Raw genomic sequence first — 16,103 nt, forward strand, 5'->3', positions numbered from 1 at the left:
TCGTTGAAGTGATGGTAAACAAATGACAGATAACAAAACCTTGCTCACAGAGAGCCCAACTCTCTACATTGTGCCAACCCCAATCGGAAATTTGGGAGATATCACTCAAAGAGCAATTGAAATTTTATCAAGTGTCGATGTTATTGCAGCCGAAGACACACGCCACACGGGTAAGCTGCTTGCTCACTTCAATATATCAACCAGAACGTTCGCTTTACATGATCATAATGAACAAACTAAAGCGCAAGTTCTAGTCGAAAGGTTATTAGAAGGTCAGTCTATCGCATTAGTCTCTGATGCGGGTACTCCTTTAATTAGTGACCCAGGTTACCATCTTGTCTCACAATGTCGTCAAGCGGGTGTGAGAGTTGTGCCACTTCCTGGTGCTTGTGCTGTGATTACCGCGTTAAGTGCTTCTGGTTTACCGTCAGATCGTTTCAGCTTTGAGGGCTTCTTACCGCCAAAGAGCAAGGGTCGCAAAGACAAGTTCTTAGAGATCGCAAAGGCAGAGCGCACGTGCATCTTCTATGAATCACCACACCGTATTTCAGATTCTCTACAAGACATGCTTGAGATTCTTGGCCCTGACCGTGAGGTTGTATTGGCGCGTGAGCTAACCAAAACCTTCGAAACCATCCAAGGGCTGCCACTTGGTGAACTTATTGAGTGGATTGAAGAAGACGCGAACCGTAAACGCGGTGAGATGGTGTTACTGATTCACGGCCACCGTGAAGAAGCGAGCACAGAACTGCCAGACGAAGCGACTCGCACACTAGGCATTCTAACCAAAGAGCTGCCTCTTAAAAAAGCGGCGGCGATGACGGCAGAAATCTACAATCTGAAAAAGAACGCGTTATACAAATGGGGCCTAGAGCATCTAGACCACTAGAAACCTCTTTATAGAGTAGCTAACCTGTATTGAAAAGCTTGTGAGGAATGAAGGTCGTCCCTTCATTCCTCTTTTTTTGTCTGGATTGTGTGAAATTCATGCGTTTACTTAGCGGTTTGCAGCATATTTGTGATCTCGCTAGACACTGCACTCTAATCTCTATACAATCCGCCCTCGGAGTTGAACGGGTAATCGCTGCTTTGCTGATGTCCTTCGGGAGACTGACGTTGAGGTCCTTCGGGAAACTGACGTTGAAGTCCTTCGGGAGACTGGCAGAGGGGAGGAACGTCCGGGCTCCATAGAGCAGGGTGCCAGATAACGTCTGGGGGGCGCGAGCCCACGACAAGTGCAGCAGAGAGAAGACCGCCGATGGCCTCATTTCTTCGGAAGAGGCACAGGTAAGGCTGAAAGGGTGCGGTAAGAGCGCACCGTGCGACTGGCAACAGTTCGTAGCAAGGTAAACTCCACCCGGAGCAAGATCAAATAGGCCCTCGCATTGCGCTGCTCGCGTATGGGGGCGGGTAGATTGCTTGAGCCTGTGAGCGATTGCAGGCCTAGACGAATGGTTACCACCGCGCAAGCGGAACAGAACCCGGCGTATGTGTCAACTCCACCTATATAAAGAACCCATCATTACTTAACCGTAGTGATGGGTTTTTTGCTTTATATTGACGTAAATTATTTAGATTTCCTTAAAATCTTTCACCCTGATATAAGCTTGGGTCAAAAATTCCAAATGCCTATACACAATATGGTGGAGATACAGCGTGAAATCAGTACACTAAAACGTTAATAGAACAAATTATTGCCGAACTAATGGCTCAATCCACTCACTGAGAAGACTATGACAGAAGCATTCAAACATATTTCAGTATTGCTTAACGAATCTATTGACGGACTTGCGATCAAACCTGACGGTACCTACATCGATGGTACTTTTGGCCGTGGTGGGCACAGCCGTACAATCCTGTCTAAACTGGGCGAGAATGGAAGACTCTTTAGTATCGACCGCGATCCACAAGCAATTGCTGAAGCTCAGAAGATTGATGACCCCCGTTTTACGATTATTCACGGCCCATTCTCAGGTATGGCTGAATATGCAGAGCGTTATGACTTAGTGGGTAAAGTGGATGGTGTTTTACTGGATTTAGGTGTGTCTTCACCACAGCTAGATGATGCTGAACGTGGCTTTAGCTTCATGAAAGACGGCCCGCTAGACATGCGTATGGATCCAACGACGGGTATTCCGGTTTCTCAGTGGCTAGTTGATGCGGATCTTGATGACATCACATGGGTTATCCGTGAGTTCGGTGAAGATAAACACGCTCGTCGTATCGCGAAGGGCATCATTGCTTATCAAGAGAACGAAGAGAACGAACCGTTAACACGTACTGGCCAATTGGCTAAGCTTATCTCTGATGTCGCTCCAAAGAACTTTAAAGAGAAAAAGCACCCAGCGACACGTGCTTTCCAAGCATTTCGTATCTACATTAATAGTGAACTTGAAGAGATCGATACCGCACTGAAAGGCGCTGCAAGTATTCTTGCTCCCCAAGGTCGTATCTCTGTTATCAGTTTTCACTCTCTTGAAGACCGTATGGTGAAGCGCTTCATCCGTAAAGAGAGTCAAGGCCCTCAGGTACCTCATGGTTTACCATTAACAGAAGATCAAATTAAAGCTTTAGGCAGTGCCGATCTAAAACCAATTGGTAAAGCGATCAAGCCTTCTAAAGGTGAAGTGGATGAAAATACTCGTTCACGCAGCTCAGTACTACGAATCGCAGAAAAGCTTTAGTCAATGAAGACCTCCAAGCCTAACTTAGCCAAGATAATATTTTTTGATTTGATCTCCGTGGGTAAGGTCCCATTGGTGATTCTTATCTGTATCTTTGCGAGTGCGATGGGGGTCGTTCTTACGACACATATGTCACGTCAGGCGATTACGCAAAAAGACATGGCATTAGTCGAACGAGAGCAGCTAGATGATGAGTGGCGAAATTTAATGCTTGAAGAGACGGCTTTGGCTGAACACAGTCGCGTTCAAGCATCGGCAAAACGAGAGTTAGACATGAAACGTCCAGACTCTGATAAAGAAGTTGTGATCACACTGAAATGACCGGTAAAAAGGAAAAATCACCCGCGAAAACCGTTAATAAATCAACGAAAAAGCGTGTGAAGAGCGAAAAGGATTCGGATCCAGTTCTGATAAAATGGCGTTTTAACGTCGTTATTGCTTTCGTGTTTCTTGCCTTTGCTGCACTTGTTGGTCGTGTGGCTTATATACAAATCATTGAACCAGATAACTTAATTCGTCAGGGCGACCTTCGTTCGGTGCGTGTTAAGGCTATTCCTTCTGCTCGTGGCATTATTTCTGATCGCAATGGTGAGCCACTTGCTGTCAGTGTTCCTGTTGAAGCGGTATGGGCTGACCCGAAAACCATTTTCGATAAAAATGGTATGGCTCAAATTGATCGTTGGTATGCGTTAGCTGATGTACTTGGCCTAGAACGACAACCGATGATCGATAAGATCTCTAGTAACAAATCCCGCCGATTTATTTATCTTCAGAGACAAGTTAGCCCTGCGATGGCTAAATATATCCGCGATCTTAAACTCGTGGGTGTGGGGCTTAAAGCTGAATCTCGTCGTTACTATCCTGCAGGTGAAGTCAGCGCGCATCTTATTGGTGTAACCGGTATCGATGGTCATGGTCTTGAAGGTGTAGAGCGCAGTTATGATCAGTGGCTCACTGGTGAAGCGGGTAAACGTACCATTCGTAAAGATCGCTATGGACGCGTTGTCGAAAATATTGCCTTAGAAGAGCGTGAAGAAGGCAAGCCATTAGAATTAACCATCGACCAACGATTACAGGCCATTGCTTATCGAGCGATCAAGCAAGCGGTGGCCGATCATAAGGCGACTTCAGGCTCTGCGGTACTGCTCGATGTAAAAACAGGTGCCGTGTTAGCCATGGTCAATGCGCCATCTTACAACCCGAATAACCGTGCTGACCTACAAAGCTTTAAGATGCGAAACCGCGTATTAACCGACGCCATGGAACCTGGCTCTACCGTGAAACCTTTTGTGGTTTTAGCGGCGCTAGAGAACGGCACCGCAGACCCAGATGTCGTTATTGATACTGGCAACGGTATTATGCAGATCGGTGGTAGTCGTGTGCGAGATTCGTCTAAAGTGGGTAAGGCTGACTTAGCGTTGATCCTCAAAAAGTCGAGTAACATAGGTGTTGCGAAATTAGCGCTTAATATGCCACTCGAAGCCTTGCTTGGTATGTACAGCTCGGTTGGTCTAGGTGAGATGTCTGGGCTGAATTTGGTTGGTGAAACGAGCGGTATTTTCCCGAATCGCCGTCGCTGGTCAAAGTTTGAGATTGCGACCTTAGCGTTTGGTTATGGTTTGTCTGTTACACCGATGCAGTTAGCACATGCTTATGCGACGCTAGCCAACAAAGGCTTATATGAGCCAATTCATATTATTAAGAGCAACGACCAAGATTTTTCTAAGCAGATTATCAAGCGAGAAAACGCTGAACTGGTTTTGAACATGCTCGAAGGGGTGACTCAAAAAGGCGGCACAGCAACAAGAGCGGCCGTTCCTGGTTACCGAGTTGCAGCAAAAACGGGTACTTCTCGTAAGGCTGAAGCTGGCGGATACAGCGACGAATACATTGCGATTACTGCAGGTTTTGCCCCGGTTAGTGACCCAAGAGTCGCGCTGGTTGTTGTGGTCAATGAGCCTCAAGGTGACCTTTACTATGGCGGTTCAGTTGCTGCCCCCGTTTTTTCTGAAATCATGAAGGGTGCATTGCAAATACTGAATGTCCCTGCTGATGAAAACAAGTTTCAAGAATAGAGCCAATCAGGATTCAATATGAGTAATAGCCTCACGCTGTCATCTTTACTTTCTCCTTGGAGTGACTTTAGTTCACCTGAGCTGGATGCGATTGCCGTTGAACAGTTGGAGTTGGATAGTCGTGCCATCAAAGACGGCGATATTTTTGTTGCTGTAGTTGGGCATGCTGTTGATGGCCGTCGTTTCATTGACAAAGCGGTCTCACAGGGAGCCAATGCCGTTATCGCACAAGCTGATGCTGAAAAGGCCCATGGTCTGATTGAGTGGTTGGATGCTGTTCCGGTTGTTTACATTAAAGACCTTAACTTGGTGTTATCTGAGTTGGCCGGTCGTGTTTACTCGTCTCAGGCGACTAAGCTGATTGGTGTTACCGGCACCAATGGCAAAACCACTATCACCCAATTGATTGCTCAGTGGCTAGATTTAGTCGGCCAACGCTCTGCGGTAATGGGCACCACGGGTAACGGTTTTCTAGACAACCTTAAAACGGCGGCGAATACGACCGGTAGTGCGATTGAAATACAACGTACGCTGAGTGAGTTGGCTGAAGAAAACGCTGTTTATACCGCGATGGAAATCTCGTCTCATGGTTTGGTTCAAGGCCGAGTTAAGGCATTGGATTTTGAGGCTGGTGTATTTACTAACTTGAGCCGTGACCACTTGGATTACCACGGCACGATGCAAGAGTACGCTCTGGCTAAGAAGAGCTTGTTTACTCAGCATAAGTGTAAGCACGCTGTGATTAATGTTGATGATGAAGTCGGTAAAGCTTGGATGGCTGATCTGTCCAATGCAGTAGCTGTGTCATTGCTTCCGTTATCGGGCTACCAGCAGTCAGTATGGGCATCGGATGTTGCTTATGCAGAGACGGGTATCAAACTCGCTTTTGATGGTAGCTGGGGGCAGGGACAACTGTCTGTTCCTTTAATTGGCCAGTTCAACGCATCAAATGTATTGGTTGCTTTCGCGACCCTACTTGTACTAGGCATCGACAAGCAAACCTTGATCGACACAGCACCTCAATTGCAACCTGTGATTGGCCGTATGGAATTGTTCCAAGTGCCGAACAAAGCGAAAGTGGTTGTCGACTACGCGCATACACCTGACGCATTAGAGAAAGCATTGGCAGCACTACGTGTACATTGCTCTGGAAAGCTATGGGCAATCTTTGGCTGCGGTGGTGATCGAGATACAGGCAAGCGCCCTATGATGGCGGTTACCGCAGAGCAGTTCGCCGATAACATTATTATTTCAGATGACAACCCTCGCAGTGAAGACCCGGCATTGATTGTTAAAGACATGCTGGCAGGTTTAAGTGAGCCTGAAGTCGCCTTTGTTGAACACGATCGCTTTCAGGCGGTTAAGTTTGCTCTAGAGCAGGCGGGTAATAACGACATTATTCTTCTGGCAGGTAAAGGCCATGAGGATTACCAAGTATTGAAAGACAAAACGATCCACTATTCGGATCGAGAGTCAGCACTACAACTTTTAGGTATTTCATAATGATTGATGTATCACTCGAGCAGATCTGCTCTGCGGTGTACGGTCAGCTGATAGAGGCTGGCAAATCGAGCAATAGTTTGATCAATGCGGTTTCTACCGATACTCGCACCGTTGAAGAAGGTGCACTGTTTGTTGCTCTTGTAGGTGAACGTTTTGATGCGCATGATTTTTGTGGTCAGGCTGTTGAGGCCAATGCGAGTGCGTTATTAGTTCAACGAAAACTTGACCTAAATATTACTCAAGTTGTTGTTGAAGACACTAAACTTGCTTTAGGTCAGCTAAGTGCTTGGATCCACAAACAATGTAACGTGCCAACCATGGCGATAACAGGAAGCTGTGGCAAAACGACCGTCAAAGAGATGGTCGCGAGTATTCTACAACAACGTGGCAAAGTGCTGTTTACAGCGGGTAACTTCAATAATGATATTGGAGTACCACTAACCTTGCTGCGCAGTGAACCCAATGACGACTATGCCGTGATAGAACTGGGCGCGAACCACATTGGTGAAATTGCCTATACCACGCAGCTTGTGAAACCACAGGTGGCCTTAGTGAATAACGTTGCTGCCGCGCATCTAGAGGGCTTTGGCTCAATTGATGGTGTTAAACAAGCGAAAGGCGAAATTTTTCAGGGGCTTGCTGCTGGTGATACTGCTATTGTTAACCTAGAGAGCAATGGTGGTGACTTCTGGAAAGATGTGCTTGCAGACAAAAACGTACTGACCTTTTCTGAAAGTGATGACACGGCGGATTACTTTTCGACGAATATTCGCATCAACGAGCAGGGTGAAGCTTGCTTTGATATGCAGACCCCGCAAGGCGCTATCGATGTCGAACTTGGCATTATTGGTCAGCACAATGTAGCCAACGCATTAGCCGCAGCAGCACTGAGCATTCAATTCGGTGCCACGCTTGCAGAAATTAAAAGCGGTTTAGCGAATCTTATCTCAGTTAAAGGCCGAGTTGAGGTTCAACAATTAAGTCAGAATATCAAGCTGATAGATGACAGTTACAACGCCAGTGTACCGGCAATGAAGGCTGCAGCTAAATTGTTGTCGAGCTTCAAAGGTCAGCGTTGGTTGATTTTAGGCAATATGGCTGAGTTAGGCGATGAAAGCCTTGCACTTCACCGTCAAGTCGGTGAATATGCTGCCCCATTCGCTTTTGAGCATGTACTCACTTACGGTGATGATACCAAGGTGATTAGTGAAGTGTGTAACGGCACTCACTTTGCAACGCATGAAGCGATGATCGCGCACATAGAGCAGCACTTGAGCTTGCCAGAAAACGCGCCACATACCTTGTTGGTAAAAGGCGCCAATAGTGCAGGAATGAGTAAAATAGCCGCTGCTTTAAAGGAGAACTTTTCATGATAATTTGGCTTGCAGAGCTACTACAGCCACACTTTTCTTTTTTCCGTTTGTTCGAATACTTATCGTTTCGTGCAATCGCGAGCATTTTGACGGCTTTATGTCTGTCGCTGTGGATGGGACCTCGTTTAATTGAGCGTCTGCAAATGCTGCAAATTGGCCAAGTTGTTCGTAATGACGGCCCAGAATCTCACTTCAGTAAGCGTGGTACACCAACCATGGGTGGTGTGATGATCCTTGCTGCGATCATCATTACGGTCTTACTTTGGGCTGACTTATCAAACCCTTACGTTTGGGCCGTACTTGTCGTGCTAGGCGGTTACGGTGCAGTTGGTTTTGTTGATGATTATCGTAAAGTCGTTCGTAAGAACACTGATGGCTTGATTGCGCGTTGGAAGTACTTCTGGCAATCGGCTATTGCATTGGTTGTGGCGTTTGCTCTGTATGCTCATGGGCAAGACACTGCTGCGACACAATTAGTGGTGCCTTTCTTTAAAGATGTGATGCCACAACTTGGTTTACTGTACATTGTTCTAACTTACTTTGTTATTGTGGGTACCAGTAACGCGGTAAACCTAACTGATGGCCTAGATGGCTTGGCGATTATGCCAACGGTTATGGTTGCTGCGGGTTTTGCTGTTATCGCTTGGGCGACAGGTAACGTTAACTTTGCAGCATACCTACACATTCCATACATCCCATACACCTCTGAACTGGTGGTGGTATGTACTGCTATCGTTGGTGCAGGCCTTGGCTTCCTATGGTTTAACACTTACCCAGCACAAGTATTCATGGGCGATGTTGGCTCTCTAGCACTGGGTGGTGCGTTAGGTGTGATTGCGGTACTCGTTCGTCAAGAGTTGGTACTAGTGATCATGGGTGGTGTGTTTGTAATGGAGACTCTGTCAGTGATTCTGCAGGTGGGCTCTTACAAATTGCGTGGTCAGCGTATTTTCCGCATGGCACCGATTCACCACCACTATGAACTTAAAGGTTGGCCAGAGCCGCGTGTTATCGTGCGTTTTTGGATAATCTCAATGGTATTAGTACTGGTTGGCCTAGCGACACTGAAAGTTCGTTAATCCTGTATGAGCCTCTGAATAGGGGCTCTTTAAAACTATTAAGAGCATCTTGTTTAAATGGAACGTTGGCAAAATATTCAAAATGTAGTGGTTGTGGGGCTCGGTATTACCGGGCTCTCTGTCGTTAAACATCTCGTAAAATATCAGCCCCATACTTGCGTAAAGGTAATTGATACGCGAGAGCTACCACCAGGAAAGGAATCTTTGCCTGAGTCGGTTGAGCTGCATTCTGGAAGCTGGAATAGCCAATGGCTAGCTGAGGCTGATCTGGTGGTTGCTAACCCAGGCATTGCTTTAGCGACACCTGAAATTCAAGATGTGCTTCAAGCGGGTACGCCTGTCGTTGGCGACATCGAGCTGTTTGGTTGGGCTGTAGATAAGCCTGTTGTGGCGATTACTGGTTCAAACGGTAAGAGTACCGTGACTGATCTGACTGGTGTGCTTGCTAAGGCTGCTGGGCTTAATGTTGGCGTTGGCGGCAATATTGGCATTCCTGCCCTAGACCTTCTAGAACTTGATGCGGATTTATATGTCCTTGAACTTTCAAGTTTTCAGTTAGAAACTACATCGAATTTAAAACTTGCCGCTGCGGCATTCTTAAATCTGTCTGAAGATCATATGGATCGCTATCAAGGCATGGCTGATTACCGTGAGGCCAAGTTAAGAATCTTTAATAACGCGCAGTGTGCGACTGTTAACCGCGACGACAAAGAGACGTATCCAGACCACAACATGTCATTAGTAACATTCGGACTCGACGATCAAGAGTTTGGTGTCGCGACAGTTGATGGTACCGAATGGCTAATGGACAACGGTAAATCTGTCCTTGCTACCCAAGATTTAACATTGGTTGGACGTCACAATGTGGCGAATGCGTTAGTCTCACTTGCACTATTGAAGCAAGTTGGTATCGACTACAGCAAAAGTCTTGATGCTTTGAAGGCCTATAACGGTTTGACGCATCGTTGCCAAGTCGTGGCTGACAAGCGCGAAATCAAATGGGTTAATGACTCCAAAGCAACGAATGTAGCCAGCACATTGGCAGCCCTGTCTGGGTTGGAGTATCAAGGTACGTTATATCTTTTGGTTGGCGGCGTTGGTAAAGGTGCTGACTTTAGTGAGCTTGAACCAGTATTGGCGCAACTTGAGCGTGTTCAGCTGTGTTGTTTCGGTGAAGATGCAGATCAATTCATGCCTCTGCACCCATCGGCACAAAAGTTCGATACCATGCAGCAGATAATCGAATCTATCTCGCCACAGCTGGTGGCTGGAGATATGGTGATGCTGTCTCCGGCGTGCGCAAGCTTCGATCAATTTAATAATTTCATGGCAAGAGGTGATGCGTTCACTGAGCTTGCTCATGAGTATGCTTAACGTGTTGAAGGACTAACATTCAGTGCAAAGAGTCAAAGAGATTAATCAATCCATCTGGCAGTGGCTAAACCGTGCTACTCCCGAGGCGCTTTACGATCGTCAATTGGTGTGGATTGCTCTTGGGCTAATGCTGACAGGTTTGGTGATGGTGACGTCTGCTTCGTTCCCCATCAGTGCTCGTTTAACCGATCAGCCGTTTCACTTTATGTTCCGTCATGCCATCTTCCTTGTATTGGCGTTAGGTGTCTCTAGCGTCATATTGCAAATCCCGATGCAACGCTGGTTTCAATACAGTATGTATCTACTGGGCTTGTCCTTCTTCTTGCTGATTGTGGTATTAGCCGTCGGTAAGTCGGTTAACGGCGCATCGCGTTGGATCCCATTAGGGCTATTTAACTTACAACCCGCTGAAGTCGCCAAGTTATCGCTGTTTATCTTTATGGCGGGCTACTTGGTTCGGAAGCAAGATGAAGTGAGAAAAACCTTCTTCGGTGGTTTTGGTAAACCGATCATGGTATTCGGCGCTTTTGCCGTGCTGCTGCTAGGCCAGCCCGATTTAGGTACTGTGGTCGTAATGCTAGTGACCCTGTTCGGCATGCTATTCATTGCTGGTGCCAAGCTTTCACAGTTTATCGCCTTGATGGTGGCAGGTATTGCCGCGGTCGTCGGTTTGATTGTTATAGAACCTTATCGTGTTCGACGTGTTACCTCATTCTGGGAACCTTGGAACGACCCGTTCGGCAGTGGTTACCAGTTAACTCAGTCATTGATGGCGTTTGGCCGTGGTGATTGGATGGGGCAAGGGCTTGGTAACTCGATTCAAAAACTCGAATACTTACCAGAAGCGCATACCGATTTTGTATTTGCTGTGTTGGCTGAAGAGCTTGGCTTTGTCGGTGTTACCTTAGTATTAATGTTGATCTTCAGCTTGGTGTTAAAAGCCATTCTGATAGGTAAAAAAGCCTTTGAACACGATCAAGTGTTCAGCGGCTATCTGGCTTTTGGTATTGGTATTTGGTTTGCGTTTCAGACGCTTGTTAACGTAGGTGCTGCATCTGGCATCGTTCCGACCAAAGGTCTAACCCTACCGCTAATCAGTTATGGTGGTTCGAGTTTAATTGTTATGTCTGTGGCGGTATCAATGCTGCTGCGCATTGACCACGAATGCCGAATGCAACAAAAAGAACAAGCTGATAGTCAAAACGAATTAGTAGAATAAGAATCTAACGTGATGAAACAAAACAAAAAACTTTTAGTGATGGCTGGTGGTACTGGCGGTCACGTTTTCCCAGGGTTAGCAGTAGCGAAAAAGCTTCAGCAACAAGGTTGGGAAATTCGCTGGTTAGGCACAGCAGACAGAATGGAAGCGGATTTAGTGCCAAAGCATGGCATTGAAATCGACTTCATCAAAGTGAAAGGCCTGCGTGGTCAAGGCATTAGCAAGTTAATTAAAGCGCCGTTCCAGATTATTAATGCCATACTTCAAGCAAGGCAACACATCAAAGCATGGCAGCCTGATGTGGTACTTGGTATGGGTGGCTACGTGAGTGGCCCGGGTGGTATCGCGGCATGGTTGTCTGGCATTCCAGTGGTTCTCCATGAACAAAATGCAGTGGCAGGTTTAACCAACCAATGGCTGTCTAAGATTGCTAAAAAGGTTTTCCAAGCTTTCCCTGGTGCGTTTCCTACTGCAGAAGTGGTGGGTAACCCAGTACGCGAAGATGTGGTTGCCTTAGCTGAACCCGAGCAACGCATGGCTGAGCGTGATGGTGACATCCGCATCTTGGTTATGGGCGGCAGTCAGGGCGCAAAAATCCTAAACGATACCTTGCCAGTAACGATGGCGCAGCTTGGTGAAGGCTTCACTGTGATGCACCAAGCGGGTAAGAACAATCAACAACAAGTTATTGAGCAATACAAATCACATTCTGTTGGTAATGTTCAAGTGACTGAATTTATTGATGATGTGGCGCAAGCTTATGAGTGGGCAGATCTATTAGTGTGTCGCTCAGGTGCATTAACCGTATCAGAAGTGTCTGCGGCAGGTGTCGGTTCTATCTTCGTTCCGTTTATGCACAAAGACAGACAACAAGCGTTGAATGCCGACCATTTAGTTGAATGTGGCGCAGCGTTAATGATTGAACAGCCTCAACTAACGGCTGATAAGCTAGCGAACACTATCGCGCAGCTTGATAGAAATGAATTAAAAATGATGGCAACAAAAGCTCGTCAAGCCGCCAAGCTTGATGCTGATGTGACCGTCGCTGAAGCGATTAAAGCTTTAGCAAAATAATGAGATTGAATTGATGACGATTGAACATACCCAAGACTTAGCGCAAATCCGTGCAATGGTGCCAGAGATGCGCCGTGTTAAATCTATCCACTTCATTGGTATTGGTGGTGCCGGAATGAGCGGGATTGCTGAAGTCTTGCTAAATGAAGGCTACCAGATCACGGGTTCTGATATTGCTCAAAACCCAGTGACTGATCGTTTAGTTAGCAAGGGTGCGACCGTTTATATCGGTCACCAAGCGAGTAACGTTGCCGACGCAAGTGTGGTGGTTGTTTCAACCGCTATCAACGAAGAAAACCCAGAAATTATTGCAGCTCGTGAAGCGCGCACACCGATCGTTCGTCGTGCAGAAATGCTGGCTGAGCTGATGCGTTTTCGTCACGGTATTGCTGTGGCAGGTACGCACGGTAAAACAACCACGACTGCGCTAGTGACACAGATTTACTCGGAAGCCGGCCTAGATCCAACCTTCGTAAACGGTGGTTTGGTTAAAAGTGCTGGCACTAACGCACGTTTAGGTTCAAGCCGTATTCTTATCGCTGAAGCCGATGAGAGTGATGCTTCATTTTTACATCTGCAACCTATGGTTAGTATCGTAACTAACATTGAAGCGGATCATATGGATACCTACGGCGGCGATTTCGAAACGCTAAAGCAGACATTTATCGATTTCCTACACAACCTGCCGTTCTACGGCCAGGCTGTGATGTGTGTAGATGATCCTGTTGTACGTGAACTTATCCCTCAGGTGAGCCGCCAAGTGATTACTTACGGCTTCTCTGAAGACGCTGATATCCGCATTGAAAACTATGTACAACAAGGTCAGCAAGGCAAGTTTACGGTTGTTCGTAAAGGTAAAGCCAATCTCGATATTACGTTGAACATTCCTGGTCGCCATAACGCACTGAACGCATCAGCGGCGATTGCGGTTGCGACGGAAGATGACATCAGCGATGAAGCGATTCTAAAAGCGATGGCTGGAACGGAAGGCACTGGCCGTCGTTTCGATCACCTTGGTGAATATGAAACGGGTAAGGGTGTTGCAATGCTGGTCGATGATTACGGCCATCACCCAACCGAAGTTGATGTCACCATTCAAGCTGCACGAAGTGGTTGGACTGATAAACGTCTTGTGATGATCTTCCAACCGCACCGTTATAGCCGCACTCGCGATCTGTATGATGACTTCGCGAACGTTCTTGAGCAGGTTGATGTGCTTATTCTGTTAGATGTTTATTCTGCAGGTGAGAAACCTATTGCAGGGGCTGACGGACGCTCGTTAAGTCGAACTATTCGTGGGCGTGGTAAGATTGATCCCATCTTTGTTGCTGATATCAACACGCTGCCGTCGGTTTTAGCCAACGTTATTCAAGGCGGAGACCTTGTTTTAACACAGGGTGCTGGTGATGTTGGTCGTGTAGCGAAGCAACTTGAATCGCTACAATTAGAAATTAATAAGATGCAAAACGCGTAGCAGAATACTGTATACAGACTGTGGTTGATCGCTCACTTCTTGCGATTGACCTAAAATTGACCAAAAATCTTATTATCAACGTTTGATAGTTTGATTTTGCTCAGTATAATTCATAGGTTAAAGTAAGTGCTTTTACCTCTATTACGAAGATAGGGAATAGAATTGCGAACCAACGACAGGGAATGCGGGCTTTGGTAGAAAGTACTTTTAGCGAAAACCGCCACCTATTCAGTTTACCATCGCTAAAGAAACACGCCTTAGGCGGGTCTTTTTTTGTCATGGTATTGCTATTCATTGGGTTTCTTTTCTATACCACACTAACTTGGATGTGGGACGATCAGCGATTGCCTCTCTCCAAAATAGTACTTCAAGGCGACTTAACTTACGTAACCGCTGGTGATGTTCAACATGCCTTTAGCGAGCTAGAGCACATTGGAACCTTCATGTCGCAAGACATCGGTGTGTTGCAAGACAGTTTAGAAGCGTTACCTTGGGTTTCAGTGGTCTCCATTCGTAAGCAGTGGCCAGACACAATAAAAGTATTTTTGACTGAATACCATGCGGCAGCAATCTGGAACGGTAACATGCTGCTGAATGACGATGGTCAGGTGTTTAATGGTGATATCGGCCTGTTGAAGGGCGATAGAGTTAAGCTTTACGGCCCAGACGGCACCAGCCAAGAAGTGATAGAAAAGTGGCGACAGATAACCCCTTTGATTAACAGTCTAGGGTTAACCGTTACCTCTCTCGTTCTCAATGAGCGTCGCGCTTGGCAAATAATCCTAGATAACGGTATCCGTTTAGAACTAGGTAAAGATTCTTTAGATGAGCGTGTTGAACGCTTCATTTCGCTTTACAACGAACTTGGTAGTAAAGCGAATCAAGTGAGCTACATCGACCTCAGGTATGATACGGGAGCCGCTGTAGGCTGGTTTCCAGAGCAAGAGTTAGAAGAGAGCACAGATGACTAAGACCGCAGATGACAACATAATCGTTGGTCTTGATATAGGCACTGCGACCATATCAGCTCTGGTTGGTGAAATATTGCCTGATGGTCAAATCAATATCATTGGTTCTGGGCAAAGCCCATCCAGAGGTATGGATAAAGGTGGTGTAAACGACCTAGAGTCGGTAGTTAAGTCGGTTCAGCGAGCTATTGATCAAGCAGAGTTGATGGCGGAATGCCAAATCAGCAATGTATTTATCTCGCTATCGGGTAAACATATCGCAAGCCGAATTGAAAAAGGCATGGGCACTATCTCTGATGAAGAGGTGTCTCAAGACGATATGGATCGAGCGATCCATACCGCGAAATCAATTAAAATAGGTGATGAGCAGAGAATTCTGCACGTGATCCCACAAGAATTTACCATTGATTATCAAGAAGGGATTAAGAACCCACTTGGCTTATCTGGTGTTCGAATGGAAGTCAGTGTTCACCTAATTTCTTGCCATAGCGACATGGCGAGAAACATTATTAAAGCTGTTGAACGATGTGGTCTCACAGTAGAACAAATCGTGTTTTCAGGACTTGCCTCAAGCAATGCGGTAATTACTGAAGACGAGAGAGAGCTTGGAGTATGTGTTGTCGATATCGGTGCGGGTACAATGGATATTTCCATTTGGACTGGCGGCGCACTTCGACACACAGAAGTCTTTTCCTACGCAGGAAATGCAGTAACCAGTGATATTGCCTTCGCTTTCGGCACGCCAGTGAGCGATGCTGAAGAGATAAAAGTAAACCATGGTTGCGCTCTGAGTGAACTCGTAAGCAAGGATGACTCTGTTAACGTCCCAAGTGTTGGTGGTCGCCCATCGAGAAGTTTGCAACGACAAACTTTGTCGGAAGTGATTGAACCACGTTACACTGAACTTATGGGTCTCGTTAACCAAACTATTGATACGGTTCAATTACAGCTACGAGATGAAGGTATTAAACACCACCTTGCAGCTGGCGTCGTTCTCACTGGTGGAGCTGCACAAATTGACGGATTGGTAGAGTGTGCGGAACGTGTTTTCCGCAATCAAGTTCGAGTTGGTAAGCCGTTAGAAGTTAGTGGCTTAACTGACTATGTTAAAGAGCCGTATCATTCTACGGCGGTTGGTTTACTTCATTACGCAAGAGATTGTCAGATCAGTGATGAAGGTGATTACAGCGAACCTAAGCGTTCAGCACCTTCTATGTCTGGTTTATTTGGCAAATTGCGTAATTGGATACAAAAAGAGTTTTAACCTGAGTTGCAGGAAA

The 16,103-nt window shown here is 46.4% G+C and carries 13 protein-coding genes and 1 other RNA gene; all 14 read left to right on the top strand.

All coding sequences use genetic code 11. The features are described 5' to 3' along the window. Positions 1-22: 22 nt before the first annotated feature. The 14 genes from rsmI (at position 23) to ftsA (ending at position 16,087) form a co-directional block, all read left to right on the top strand. The gene (rsmI, locus tag AB6E54_RS06535; protein WP_017066241.1) at positions 23-889 is read left to right on the top strand and encodes a 16S rRNA (cytidine(1402)-2'-O)-methyltransferase; all 867 of its coding nucleotides are present in this window, start codon (positions 23-25) and stop codon (positions 887-889) included. Positions 890-1,065: 176 nt separating this feature from the next. Continuing rightward, positions 1,066-1,505, top strand: an RNA gene (gene rnpB, locus AB6E54_RS06540) — RNase P RNA component class A. A gap of 228 nt (positions 1,506-1,733) precedes the next feature. After that, on the top strand, positions 1,734-2,684 hold the full coding sequence (rsmH, locus tag AB6E54_RS06545; RefSeq protein WP_010434714.1) for a 16S rRNA (cytosine(1402)-N(4))-methyltransferase RsmH: 951 nt from the start codon (positions 1,734-1,736) through the stop codon (positions 2,682-2,684). Positions 2,685-2,687: 3 nt separating this feature from the next. Then, positions 2,688-3,005, top strand: coding sequence for a cell division protein FtsL (gene ftsL / locus AB6E54_RS06550; RefSeq protein WP_010434716.1), 318 nt, complete (start codon positions 2,688-2,690; stop codon positions 3,003-3,005). Then, a complete protein-coding gene (locus tag AB6E54_RS06555) occupies positions 3,002-4,759 on the top strand; it encodes a penicillin-binding transpeptidase domain-containing protein (protein WP_372106021.1) in 1,758 nt (585 codons plus the stop codon). The genes ftsL and AB6E54_RS06555 overlap by 4 nt, the downstream gene beginning before the upstream one ends. An 18-nt stretch (positions 4,760-4,777) precedes the next feature. Beyond that, entirely contained in the window at positions 4,778-6,262 is a 1,485-nt protein-coding gene (murE, locus tag AB6E54_RS06560; RefSeq protein WP_102332770.1) for a UDP-N-acetylmuramoyl-L-alanyl-D-glutamate--2,6-diaminopimelate ligase, read from the top strand. Next, complete coding sequence (gene murF, locus AB6E54_RS06565) at positions 6,262-7,635, top strand: UDP-N-acetylmuramoyl-tripeptide--D-alanyl-D-alanine ligase (protein WP_017070828.1); 1,374 nt, start codon at positions 6,262-6,264, stop codon at positions 7,633-7,635. Before murE ends, murF begins: the two co-directional genes overlap by 1 nt. After that, entirely contained in the window at positions 7,632-8,714 is a 1,083-nt protein-coding gene (mraY, locus tag AB6E54_RS06570) for a phospho-N-acetylmuramoyl-pentapeptide-transferase (protein ID WP_017059284.1), read from the top strand. Before murF ends, mraY begins: the two co-directional genes overlap by 4 nt. 57 nt (positions 8,715-8,771) lie before the next feature. Beyond that, positions 8,772-10,088, top strand: a complete 1,317-nt coding sequence (murD, locus tag AB6E54_RS06575; protein WP_372168802.1) for a UDP-N-acetylmuramoyl-L-alanine--D-glutamate ligase — start codon at positions 8,772-8,774, stop codon at positions 10,086-10,088. Positions 10,089-10,110: 22 nt separating this feature from the next. Next, positions 10,111-11,307 carry a cell division protein FtsW gene (ftsW, locus tag AB6E54_RS06580; protein WP_065584711.1) on the top strand — a complete coding sequence of 399 codons (1,197 nt, stop codon included), beginning with the start codon at positions 10,111-10,113 and terminating at the stop codon, positions 11,305-11,307. A 12-nt stretch (positions 11,308-11,319) separates the two neighbouring features. Beyond that, on the top strand, positions 11,320-12,381 hold the full coding sequence (gene murG, locus AB6E54_RS06585) for an undecaprenyldiphospho-muramoylpentapeptide beta-N-acetylglucosaminyltransferase (RefSeq protein ID WP_017062898.1): 1,062 nt from the start codon (positions 11,320-11,322) through the stop codon (positions 12,379-12,381). A gap of 13 nt (positions 12,382-12,394) precedes the next feature. Then, complete coding sequence (gene murC, locus AB6E54_RS06590; RefSeq protein WP_102332773.1) at positions 12,395-13,855, top strand: UDP-N-acetylmuramate--L-alanine ligase; 1,461 nt, start codon at positions 12,395-12,397, stop codon at positions 13,853-13,855. A 278-nt stretch (positions 13,856-14,133) separates the two neighbouring features. Further along, complete coding sequence (locus AB6E54_RS06595; protein WP_017059290.1) at positions 14,134-14,826, top strand: cell division protein FtsQ/DivIB; 693 nt, start codon at positions 14,134-14,136, stop codon at positions 14,824-14,826. After that, on the top strand, positions 14,819-16,087 hold the full coding sequence (ftsA, locus tag AB6E54_RS06600) for a cell division protein FtsA (protein ID WP_010434747.1): 1,269 nt from the start codon (positions 14,819-14,821) through the stop codon (positions 16,085-16,087). Before AB6E54_RS06595 ends, ftsA begins: the two co-directional genes overlap by 8 nt. Positions 16,088-16,103 lie beyond the last annotated feature (16 nt).

This window comes from Vibrio sp. 10N.247.311.49, assembly GCF_041467655.1.
GTDB lineage: Bacteria > Pseudomonadota > Gammaproteobacteria > Enterobacterales > Vibrionaceae > Vibrio > Vibrio crassostreae_C.